Annotated in this window: 7 protein-coding genes; all 7 read left to right on the top strand. The window is 45.4% G+C overall.

The window, feature by feature from the left end; all coding sequences use genetic code 11:
- The first annotated feature begins 334 nt into the window (after positions 1-334).
- On the top strand, positions 335-3,193 hold the full coding sequence (locus ACBP55_RS26725) for an endo-beta-N-acetylglucosaminidase (protein ID WP_464645902.1): 2,859 nt from the start codon (positions 335-337) through the stop codon (positions 3,191-3,193).
- Positions 3,194-3,454: 261 nt separating this feature from the next.
- Positions 3,455-5,215, top strand: a complete 1,761-nt coding sequence (locus ACBP55_RS26720; RefSeq protein WP_464645901.1) for a sensor histidine kinase — start codon at positions 3,455-3,457, stop codon at positions 5,213-5,215.
- The gene (locus tag ACBP55_RS26715) at positions 5,205-6,893 is read left to right on the top strand and encodes a response regulator transcription factor (protein ID WP_464645900.1); all 1,689 of its coding nucleotides are present in this window, start codon (positions 5,205-5,207) and stop codon (positions 6,891-6,893) included. The genes ACBP55_RS26720 and ACBP55_RS26715 overlap by 11 nt, the downstream gene beginning before the upstream one ends.
- 83 nt (positions 6,894-6,976) lie before the next feature.
- Positions 6,977-8,647, top strand: a complete 1,671-nt coding sequence (locus ACBP55_RS26710) for an extracellular solute-binding protein (protein WP_464645899.1) — start codon at positions 6,977-6,979, stop codon at positions 8,645-8,647.
- 90 nt (positions 8,648-8,737) lie between these two features.
- Complete coding sequence (locus ACBP55_RS26705; RefSeq protein WP_464645898.1) at positions 8,738-9,634, top strand: ABC transporter permease; 897 nt, start codon at positions 8,738-8,740, stop codon at positions 9,632-9,634.
- A gap of 14 nt (positions 9,635-9,648) precedes the next feature.
- Positions 9,649-10,533, top strand: a complete 885-nt coding sequence (locus tag ACBP55_RS26700; RefSeq protein WP_464645897.1) for a carbohydrate ABC transporter permease — start codon at positions 9,649-9,651, stop codon at positions 10,531-10,533.
- A gap of 20 nt (positions 10,534-10,553) precedes the next feature.
- Positions 10,554-12,629, top strand: a complete 2,076-nt coding sequence (locus ACBP55_RS26695) for a DUF5054 domain-containing protein (protein ID WP_464645896.1) — start codon at positions 10,554-10,556, stop codon at positions 12,627-12,629.
- Positions 12,630-12,656 lie beyond the last annotated feature (27 nt).

Here is a 12,656-nt window from a genome sequence, read left to right as displayed (position 1 = left end):
ATTTTATAATAAAGTGGAGGGGGCAAGATATGGTCGGAGTAAACTCCATTAGTTTCTTGCTCGTTAGATGTGACGGCAGCGAGATTTATTACGCAAGAAGTGGTCTACGCGGATGGCCAATCGGAAAAGAACAATGCTTGGGAATCCCTGTACAAGGAGATAGGGATCAACCTGAAATATGATTGGATCGTGAAGGGGACCCATGACCAATATTTTCAGAATCTTAGATTAATTCTATAGTTTCGTTGAAACCCATGAGGCCTTCTGGGGAATCATTTCATCCTTGATAAAAACGTTTATCGTTTTTATAAATATTAAAGAGGAGAGTGTGATTATGAAAGCAAGACCAAAAAAACATCTAGCGGTTATTTTGGCATCATTACTAGCCATGGGTGCGATTCCAGGTATCGTAAATGCCGGTGGCGATACTCTACCCCCTCGTGCCGGTGAACAAGGCTACAAGGGTAAAAACCAGCCGGTTTATCATGGATACCGAAAACAAAATATCTTGAATTGGACTCCTGAAACAGACGAATTTTATGAATTTATGAGAGCAAAAGTACCGCTTCAGAAACGTAATGAAGCTTTTAAGCCAACGCAGGCAAACCCCAAATTGGATCAAGAAGTTCAAAACCTAATCTTGACAAGCGACTATGGTGATGAATTTTTCAATCCGACAGTGTATAATGATCAATTTGCACAAAATCTATTCAACTTTTGGCAGTATGTGGATTATACAGCATCTTGGCATGGTGTAGTTACAAATCCGACGCCGGATTCTTTGTACAATCCCGAGGCAGATTGGTGGCAGCGTGAATATGAGTTTGGCGTGTTAAATATTCCAAACCCAGCATACACAAATGCCGCTCACAAAAACGGCGTTAAATCTTTAGGTTGTATTTTCTTCCCGAGAACGGAGCATACGGAGGATTTTATCTATAAAGATAATAATGGAAGATTCCCTATCGCTGATAAATTAGTTGAAATGGCTAAATATTACGGCTTTGACGGGTACTTTGTGAATGCCGAAGAAACACTGCCTGCCAGCTTTATGCCGGTTTATCAAGAGTTCATTCGTGCAATGACATCTCAAGGTCTATATGTTAATGTTTATGCTTCCAACCGGTATGGACAAAAAAATCAAAGCACGTGGGGGGTAATTGACTACTATAATAAAGATGCAACAGTGTTTAGCAACTGGATAAAAAATCCTACAGATATGAACATTGCCGCCAATTCCTTGTATATGAATCCGGACCCGAGTAAATCAATGGTAGACGGTTCGGTTGCAACCATGAAGTCATTAGGTTTAGACCCAAGAAATACTGTATTTAATACGCTTGAAGCAGGTCAGACCGGATTCAGCGGAACACGCGGGTCATTATACAACACTTATGATGAAAATTTAGTCCCAAGAACAGGTATAGCTTCTCTGGGCAGTGCAACGGTCTTTGAGCATCTGGATGAACAACTCTTTGGTCATTCGGGTCCCAATAGGTACTCTGAAAATAGACGTGCAAACCCTGATTATTACAAATATGTTGTCGCAAGAGAAAGAACATGGTGGTCAGGTGCTGCAGATGCTCCTACATATAACGCGGGAAAAGGGACGCTTGCTTCAGCTGGCATGACACAGGATCAATTGTTGGAAGCTGTTCTAAAAGCTACTCCAGACCCTGTAAAAACAGCCAATGATCCTAATCGTGGAAAACCAAACGTAGGTAAAAACTATAAGACATGGCCGGGTCTGGCAGCATACATTTCTGAAAGATCCGTCATTGATGGTTCAAATTTCTATACGAACTTTAATACCGGACATGGCATGCAATATTTTGTAGACGGTGAAGTTTCGAATGATAACCAATGGGCTAACATCAATATCCAGGATATTCTCCCAACATGGCAATGGCGGATCGACACGGACGGTACCCGTTTAAAAGTGGATTTCGACTATGGCACGAAATACAACGCGGGATATGATTATACTCAACTTGGCGGATATAATGGCAGCAGCTCTCTGGCAATATTTGGGGATTTGGATGCAACTAACTTTATTTCTTTGTACAAAACAAAATTAGACATTAAAGAAGAATCAAAATTAAACATTACATATAACAAACCATCCGTTACCGATGCAAGCAGCGTTAGAGTCGGATTGATTTTTGAAGATGATCCAGCAAAAGTCGAGTATATTGAAATTCCAAGCGGAGCAAATAAAACTACAAAAGGATGGGTTCAAAAAAATCTGGACTTGTCCCAATATGCCGGTAAAACGTTGGCAGCCTTCGGTCTGTCTTTCACCCCAGAACAAGGAACGATTAAGGGTTATCAATTTAACGTTGGTGAAATTAAGGTTACCGATGGTACAGCAGTTAAACCTGCTGCCCCAACCGGATTAAAAATCGATAAATTATTTGATACTTCCGAAATGTATATTTCCTGGAATTTGGAAGATTACAACAAAGTACAACAATACAATGTGTATGCGGAATATGAGCATGGCAAAGAAATATTCTTAGGCGGAACCTATGATGACAGATTTTATATTAAGTCTTTAGATGATCCGAAAGGTACTGTGAAAATCAAAGTTAAAGCTGTTGGGGCTGATGGAAGAGAAAGCCAGGCAGCAGTTGTAGAAAAAGATTTTTCGAATACTGTAAAAAATATCCAGATGACGGAAAATGTCGGATCTATTGATGTAACTTGGGAAACTCCGACGATTAAATACGAACAAGCAAAAGTAGACGTAACATTGAACTACTCCGTAACACAAAATGTATATTCAACGACTGTGGCAAAAGGAACCAATGCAGTGAGAGTTGAAGTTCCAATTGCAGACGGAAGTGCATATACAGTTAGAATTTCATTGCTGGACGCCAAGGGTAAGGTAGTTACTTATGCAGATGATACAGGCGTATTAAAAGATGATCATTCCGACGTTTATGAGGGAACAGCAACATTGAATGGAGTTCGAAAAGTTAAACTATCAGGACCAACATCCGATGACTGGTGGCATTTATATGCATGGCAGAACGGTAAACCGATCACATTCAATGGAAAAGCATATGCTATTAGAGGTGTTGACGATCTAAGATCACTCAGCGTTGTAGGAAACTCTGGCGTTATTGAGGTTGTTTTGGAAGATTTTAATGGCAATAAGTCTAAGCCTGTACAAGTTCCATTTGGAAGTTAGGGCGAATAAGTTTTTAAGTTCGGTTGAAAAAGCGCTTGAGGCCAAATGTCCCAAGCGCTTCTTCTTTTTTTTTGAATCTGAAGACACAAATCATCCCACTTAAATTTGTCGGGTAACTGCGAGCTTTTTTAAATCCTTGAACCAGAACCTCCTGAAACAACTTCTGATCTGAAATATAAGTTCCGTTGTTAAATGGAACATGCTATAAATGTAAAGACAACCACTAAAGAAGGAAAATTTAACAAAAGGTGTGATGCTAACTTGCTTAAACTAAACGCGGTTCGTCAATTTAATATCTTCTCCAAGCTCGTTATTGCGCTGCTGCTGGTGATGATTCCGATTTACGGCATCAGTTTGTATATGAATCAAACCGCCGAGGAGAACGTTCATAATGAGCTGTCGCAGTCGGTTGTTTCCAGCGTCCACTTTTACCTCAGCTCTTTCGAAGCGGAAATGCAGCGGCTCATGAGGTTGAACAAAGAGTTGATTTTTGACGACGAATTTCAGAAAATACGGACGATTTCCGATGCGATGGACGATTATACCCGTTCTCAAACGATTTTAAGCGTGAAAAATAAATTGCACCTTTTAAAGACGTCCAGTCCATTTGTGGAAGATGTCAAAGTGTATATCCCTGCGCTAGCGAGAGGCATTTTCGCCAACAGCTTCGACAATCATATCCCTGATGATGAGCTAGGTGTGCTGCAAAAGTCGTCGAGCCAATACGGCACTCCGTTTACATTTTGGAACAATCGCCTGCTGCTAAGCGAAGTGTATCCGGTGCCGATTCAGCATTTGGAAACGTCGATTGCGCTTGGCGTCGTATTATCGAGGGAGCAGCTTCAGCATTCGCTCGCCCAGATCAGCCTAGTGAAAGAGTCCGGTGCTTCATTCATTAATCTGAAGCAGAATTGGATCGTAACCGACGGGAAGAGCGACGAACCGATATTATCAGCATTGAAGGAGTTCGTCTCCGAGCCCCGGTTCAAAGACAAGGCAAGCGGACAAGGTAGCGTGGCGGTTCGAGGGGTAAAATATTTGTTCACGTTTGAATATTCAAAATTGCTGGATACTTATTTGACGGTATATGTACCGGAAGATCAGGTGCTTGGACCGCTCGGCAAATACCGGACGTTATTTTGGCTGCTATCGCTCATGTCGACCGTTGTCATCATTGCGTTTTCTTATTGGATATTCCGCCTCATTCATCAACCATTGAAACGTCTCATCACCTCTTTTCGCAAAGTGGAGAAGGGCGATCTGCAAGTCGAGATTCACCATCATCACCAAGACGAGTTTTATTACTTGTACGAGCAGTTCAATGCGATGGTCCGGCAATTAAACCTGTTGATCCAGGAAGTGTACGAGGAACGAATCCGCTCCCAACAATCGGAACTGAAGCAGCTACAATCGCAAATCAATCCACACTTTTTGTACAATAGCTTTTTCATTCTGCAAGGGCTGGTCCGAATGAATGACAATCTGTCTGCAGAGCAAATGATGCAGCACCTTGGGGACTACTTCCAATTTATAACGAGAACAGGAACTGAGATGGTCACGCTGGACCAGGAAGTCAGCCACGCGCAATCGTACATGGAAATTCAATCGATGCGTTTTGGCAGGCAAATCGAAGTGGATTGGGGATCGGTGCCGGGATTATACAAAGCGATGCAAGTTCCCCGTCTTTTTTTGCAGCCGATCATAGAAAATGCTTATGTTCACGGATTGGAAGACAAAGCTGAAGGCGGAAAGCTGATTGTTCAGTTTGCCGAACATAACGAATATCTGCAGATCGTCGTGGAAGATAATGGCGACAATCTTAGTGACGATACATTAACGAGTCTACATAATCAGCTTCGTTCCAAGCAACAGGCGAAGGAATCAACCGCTATTTTCAATGTTCATCGCCGTTTGCAATTAAAATATGGGGAGAAGTACGGTTTGTCGGTATCGAGAGGAACTTGGGGGGGCATGCGGGTCGAGTTGAAGCTCGCTTACCCGAAGGAGGATCATGATGTATAGCTTGCTTGTCGTAGATAACGAACCGATTATTGTGGAAAGCATCCTCGATATGTTTGGGCGAACCGAAGCGCTCGATTTGGAAGTGTATGGAGCTTATTCTTCTGCCGAAGCGCTGAAACTGCTCACAACGACCAAAATTGACGTCGTTCTGACGGATATTCGGATGCCGGGGATGAGCGGGATCGAGCTGCATCGCGAAATTATTAAGCATTGGCCGTGGTGCAAAGTCATTTTTTTATCGGGATATAACGATTTCGATTTCATTCAGGAAGTGATGCGCAACGGCGGCGTCGATTATTTGCTGAAAACGGAGGGCAACCAGGCCATTATCCGGGCTGTGCAAAAGGCGGTCCAAGCTTTATCCGACGCGATTGAGGTGGAAAATCTCATTCATAAGTCAAAGAAGCAGATGCAAATGATTCAGCCTTACTTGCAAAAAGAATTGCTGTGGGGGCTTGTGCAAGGAGAGCCTCACGCTCTGCAAACGATGCATGATCAATTCCGCGAAATGAACATTCCGTTAAGTTCCACAAAACCGACAATTGTCGTCATCGGAAGAATTGACCAATGGAGCGAAACCGCCAGTTCTGTCGACAAATCATTGCTGTTGTTTGCTGTTCAAAACATAGCCGAAGAATACTTCTCTCAATCAGCGCATATTGTTTCTTTCGATTTCGCGCAAAAGACGAAGCTGGTGTGGCTGATCCAGACGAAAGAGGCGTCTGGCAGTGCCACCGATTCCTTTTCGGCCGAAATTCGCGGACGTATGGTCGCTTTTGTCAAAGGAGCGGCAGAAATGATTCAGCATACGTGCAAGCATTTAATAAAGCTGAACGTTTCCTTTGCGGTCGGAACGACATATCGGGACTGGAATCACGTATCCGAACAATTTGAACATTTGCAGCTGCTGATGAGCCGTGGCCTCGGGCTTGGACACGAGCTGCTGCTGCTCGAGCAGCAAGCTGCGGATATGGATCCGCCCGCCATTGACCGCGAACTCCGCAAACAAATAAATAAGTTGAATTTGCTGCAGTCACTTCTTGACAATGGTCAGAAGGAGCAGTTTTTCTACGAATACAGCAGCATCATGAAAGCCGTCGCGATGACTGCACCGCAGTCGAATCCGGTTAAAATGGAAGTTTATTTTACGCTCATCTCGATTTTTTTATCTTATATGAACCGTTGGGGTGTGCAGGAGGAAATCGGCAAGCAAATGAATCTTGGAAAAATGACGATACTGGACTGCCAAGCCTCCTGGGAGGAAGTCGTCGATTATTTCTATGCACTCGCGAACCGCTTGTTCGATCAAAAAATGTCGGTCCAAGGTTTTCAGCAGAACGATGTGATTCGCCAAGTCCAACAATATGTGCGGCAGAACCTCGCCGGGGATCTTTCCCTGAATAGGATCGGTGATGTCGTTGGCCACAATCCGTCCTATTTGTCGCGGTTGTATAAGCAAATTGCTAGTGAAGGGCTGTCCGACTACATTATGGCTGCACGTTTGAACAAGGCGAAAGAGCTTCTACGGGAGAACAAATTGAAAATCCACGAAATTTCCAAGGCTGTCGGCTTTTTATCGGAGCAATCCTTTTACCGTTTTTTCCGCAAAGCTGTAGAGCTGACGCCTCAAGAGTATCGGGAGCGTGCCATCATGTCAACAGATGCGACTGAAAAGTAAAAATAGGCGAATAGATAACGTATGTCTCGTGAGACTATAATTGAATTGCAAGGGAAATTTTACTAATCGCTAGGGGGTTCGGCATGGCAATAAGTAAAAAGTTAACTTTGGTGGCGGTATGTGCAGTTGGACTGACGATGATGACATCAGCTTGTTCGGAAGGGGACAAGAAGGCGGAAGAACCGCAAAAGAAAGAGGAAGCAAAGCAAACGGACACGCCGAAGAAAGTGGCCGAAGACGGTCCATTAGTCAAATACGATCCTCCAATCGAAGTTCATTCGGTGCGTATGGGTATGCCGGATGATCGCTTCAAAAATGGCGACACGATGAAGAACAATGCATGGACGAAAGAATACGAAAGCGCTCTCGGTATCAAGCTGGTTTATGATTGGCTCGGCGATCCGAGCGGCAACTCCACCAAATTGGACGTCTCGATTGCTTCAAATGAAATCCCCGATGTGTTTGGCGTAAATGCTAAGCAACTGAATCAGCTGATCAATGCAGATCAAGTGCAGGACCTGACGGAAGTATGGAACAAATACGCCTCCCCGGCGTTGAAAGAAGTGGCGAACCAAGACGGCGGTCTTGCTTTGAAAGCGGCTACATTTAAAGGGAAATTGATGGCGATTCCAAAGTTCGGCGGCAACATTACAAGTGCTGACATCCTATGGATCCGGACCGACTGGTTGCAAAAGTTGAACTTGCAGGCGCCTAAAACGATGGACGATGTGATGAAAATTGCCGATGCGTTTGTGAACTCGGACCCTGACGGTAACAATAAAAAAGATACATTTGGTTTTGCGATCAACAAGGATTTGACAGGATTAACCGGGTACTTCAACGGATATCACGCATATCCGGGCCTTTGGGTGAAGGATGCATCTGGGAAGTTCGTCTACGGAGATGTTCAGCCTGAAATGAAACCGGCTTTGGCCAAGTTGCAGGAGATGTACAAAGCGGGACTTCTGGATCGGGAGTTCGCAGTAAAAGACGGATCGAAAGTCATCGAGTCCGTTTCGCAAAACAAAGTTGGCATTTATTATGGACAGAACTGGTACTCTTATTGGCCGTTTAATGACGCAAGAAAACAAAATCCAGGCATGGAATGGAAGCCTTTCCCAATTACATCGATTGACAGCAGCGCTGCAAAACCCGGTGTCGGATTCCCAGTTATCGAATATGAAGTTGCGAAAAAAGGCTACAAGCATCCTGAAGTCATTGTCAAAATGCTCAACCTTTGGCTAGAACGCGCCTATGGCAAAACTGCGGACTGGGAGAAGTTTGCGGTTGCGAAGGACGGTACGGAAATTTTCCAATACCCGCTGTTCCAGGTATTCGCACCGAATAAGGACGTACCGGACAACTATGAAGCGGTTAAAGCCGCGGTTGCATCAAACGATACAGCCAAGTTGAATCCGGAACAAAAAGCGTTATATGAGAAAATTGTTGCGTTCAAAAAAGGCGATGACTCGCAGTGGGCTACCTACCGTCAAGCCGGACCGACAGAATCCTCGTTCGAGGTACTGGCCGGGTATAAAGACAAGCTCCTGACAACCGAGTATTTGGGAGCCAATACGCCGACGATGGTGGAAAAGAAGAGCGTGCTGGATAAGCTTCAGAATGAATCGTTTACGAAGATTATTATGGGTGCCGCCCCAATCGAGGAGTTCGATAAGTTCGTGGAACAGTGGAAGAAACTGGGCGGAGATCAAATAACGAAAGAAGTAAACGACTGGTATGCTGCACAAAAATAAGCATTGGACCTGATGCAAGGAAAGGAGAGAGGATCCCGATCCTTTCTCCTTATTTAAATAAGAGACCGCCCAAGGAAGGAGGGTGTCGATATGCGTAAAAAGTGGCTCCGGGAACTTCCGCTGCATGCCATGATATTGCCAAGTCTTATTCTTGTCATTATTTTCAGCTATATTCCGATGGTTGGCATCGTGATTGCATTTAACAAATTTTCCCCCGTGAAAGGTTTTTTCGGATCCCCGTGGGTTGGGTTCGATAATTTCCGGTACATCTTTGAACTGCCGGATACGATGCAGGTCATTTGGAATACGATGATCATCGCCGGCATGAAAATTGTAGCGGGACTTGTCGTCCCGATCGTGATCGCTCTTCTGCTTAACGAAATCCGCATTTCTTTTGTCAAGCGAGGGATTCAAACGCTGATCTATTTACCGCATTTTTTGTCCTGGATCATTCTTGGGGGCATTCTCATCGATATTTTGTCCCCGACTTCGGGGATTGTGAATCAACTGCTCGGATACTTCGGAATCGAACCGGTGTTCTTTCTGGGGGATAACCGCTGGTTCCGTTATGTATTAGTTATTTCTGATATTTGGAAGGAATTTGGATTCAGCACGATTGTTTATTTGGCGGCGATTACCAGCGTGAACCCAAGTTTGTATGAAGCAGCCGTTATCGACGGCGCATCCCGACGGCAGCAAACGTGGCACATCACGTTGCCCGGTATTTTACCCATCATCCTATTGGTGACGACTTTGAGTTTGGGGAATGTGCTCAACGCCGGCTTCGATCAAGTATTTACGCTATATAATGCAACTGTATACGATACGGGAGATATATTGGATACGCTCGTTTACCGCACCGGCGTTGTCGATGCGCAGTACAGTGTGTCCACGGCCATCGGTTTGTTTAAATCCGTTGTATCTTTGGCGTTTATTACCGTCTCGTATTGGCTAGCATATCGCTTTTCCAACTACCGCATTTTCTAAGGGGGCACCCAGGCATGTTTCATCGTCCGTCTTTTGGTTACCGACTGTTTACTATTTGCAACTATTTGTTTCTCATTCTGATCGCCCTGCTCTGCCTTGCCCCAATGGTACATGTGCTGGCGATATCCTTTAGTACAAGCAGCGCGGCTTCGGCAGGTCTAGTCAAGCTTTGGCCAGCCCAATTTACGCTCGCCTCCTATTCGTTTATTTTGGAAAAATCCCAGTTTATAACATCATTTGGCATTTCCATCAAACGGGTGGTTTTAGGCGTATCGGTCAGCATGCTGCTGTCGGTGCTGCTCGCCTATCCGCTGTCCAAGGAAGTGAAGGATTTTCGCTTTAGAACGGTTTATGCCTGGATTTTTGTATTTACTATATTGTTTAGCGGCGGGCTGATCCCGTGGTATATGACAATCAAAATGACTGGGTTAATCGACTCGATCTGGGGACTTGTGCTGCCGGGTGCAGTTCAGGTGTTTAACGCGATCCTGCTGCTTAATTTTTTTCGCGGCTTGCCGAAAGAGCTGGAAGAATCTTCTTTCATCGACGGCGCATCCCACTGGACGACGCTTTGGCGCATCTATGTGCCGATTTCGATGCCTGCTCTTGCAACAATCATCCTTTTTACGTTTGTAGGCCAATGGAATTCCTGGTTCGATGGATTGATGATCATGAGTACACCGGAGAAATATCCGCTTTCCACCTATTTGCAATCGATTATCATTAAACCCGATTTTGCCAAAATCAGCATGATTCAAGCCAAGCATATGTCTGAAATATCGGATCGTACGACCAAAGCGGCCCAAATCATCCTTGGATCTTTACCGATTCTGATCGTCTATCCTTTTTTGCAAAAATATTTCGTAACCGGCATCGTAGTTGGCAGCGTAAAAGAATAACGGATAGAAGGAGTGGCATCATGACAAACGTGAAAAGAGTCCATGTTGTTTTTAAAACGCATCTGGACATCGGTTTTACCGATATGGGGAAACATGTCGTCGACCGTTACATGAATGGGTTTATTCCTCAAGCATTGGAGCTGTCAGAGCTGCTCGCGCGGGAAGAGGGGAACGTGAAATTCATATGGACGACCGGTTCGTGGTTGATCCACGAATTTTTAAATACGGCTTCGCCGGAAATGCGTGCGCGCATGGAGGAAGCAATAAGGCAAGGCAGCATCGTTTGGCATGGACTGCCGTTTACGACGCATACGGAAATTATGGATGCAACATTGTTTGAGTTCGGCATTTCAATTTCCAAGAACCTGGATCGCCAGTTCGGCAAAACGACGATCGCCGCCAAAATGACAGACGTTCCGGGGCATACGATCGCAATGGTGCCGATGCTCGCGAAAAGCGGTATTCACTATTTACATTTGGGCGTCAATATGGTGTCCAAAAATCCGGATGTGCCGAAAGTATTCGTTTGGCGCGCAGCCGACGGTTCAGAGATCGTCGTCAATTACGCCGACAGTTACGGCAAACCTTTCCAAATGGATGGGCTTGAGGACGTCTTATATTTTGCCCATACAGGGGATAATCATGGTCCTTCCAGCATAGAAGAAATTCGCGCATTGTACGCTCAATTGCAGCTCGATTACCCGGGAGCGGACATTATGGCCTCGACGCTTGACGCCTTTGCCGAAAAATTGCTCGCTCATAAACATCGTTTGCCGGTCATACGCGAGGAAATCGGGGACTCTTGGATTCACGGGGTCGCTTCCGATCCTTGGAAAGTGGCGAGGTATCGTGAACTGCTTCGTTTGCGCGACAGGTGGCTGGCAAGCGGCGAATTGGACCTACAAAGCCCGCATTACGCTAACTTTTGCAATCGGTTAATGCTTATTCCGGAACATACGTGGGGATTGAATAATTCGGTGTATCTCGTTGATTTCGCCCATTATTCCGCCGCCGATTTTGCCGCAGCGAGAGCCCGAGATACCGTGAACGATACGAAAATGAAGAAATACGATTACCTTCGTCAGCTCGCGAGTGACAACAGATCTTTTAGCTATTATGAAAGTTCGTGGCAGGAGCAGCGCAATTTTATCGATGAGGCGATCTACGCGTTACCAGAATGTTTGGCGAACGAGGCGCGGCAAGCGCTTGAACGGATGAACCCCAAGCAAAACGTCGATGTGGAAAGCTGCGCGAAAGCCATCGAGTTAAACGAGGGTTACGATTTGGGCCAGTTTCAAGTCAGCTTCGCTGCGGACGGATCGATCAATAAACTGACAGATTCGTCAGGTAAACAATGGGCGGATGAAGAACACCGCTTAGGGATGTATCAATACGAGACGTTCAGCAAGGAAAGCTATGACCGCTTCTTCAACGAATATGTGACTAACCTGGATATTCATCACAGCTGGGCGGATAACGATCTTGGCAAACCTGGCATCGAGTATGCTGTGCCAAAGCCGGAGCATAGAAGGTACAAACCAACAGCAAGGGCGCTTCGGCTGGAACAGCAATCGGATTGCGACGTTGTCCGTGCAGAACTGCATGTGCCGTCCGATGCGCATGAGTATTACGGAGCGCCCGGGAAATTGTCTGTCACTTACTCCTTTCATCTCAGGGAGCCGATCATCGACATCGAGCTGCAGTGGACAAATAAAAGGGCGTGCAGACTTCCCGAAGCGAGTTGGTATTCCCTCGTACCGCTCGTTAACAACCCGAATCTATGGGTCATGGATAAGCTAGGCGAGCGGATTTCCCCGTTATTCGTCGTGAAAGACGGCAATCGAAATATGCATGGCGTGAACACCGGACTTTACTACGAAGGCGCGGACGGCAAGGCGGTTATCGAAACGTTGGACGCCCCTCTTGTTTGTCCGGGAGAGCCCCGTCTGCTGCAATTCGACAATACGTATGCTCCTCTGGATGGCGGATTTCATTTCAATCTGCACAATAATGTTTGGGGAACCAATTTCATGATGTGGTTCGAAGACGACATGAAATTCCGTTTCAGACTTATGTTGCAGTCGAATCGAATATAAGGAATTCGGACCCAGGTCCGGTTCTCA

The organism is Paenibacillus sp. WG02, assembly GCF_055396115.1.
This window is presented reverse-complemented; position numbering and strand designations above follow the sequence as displayed.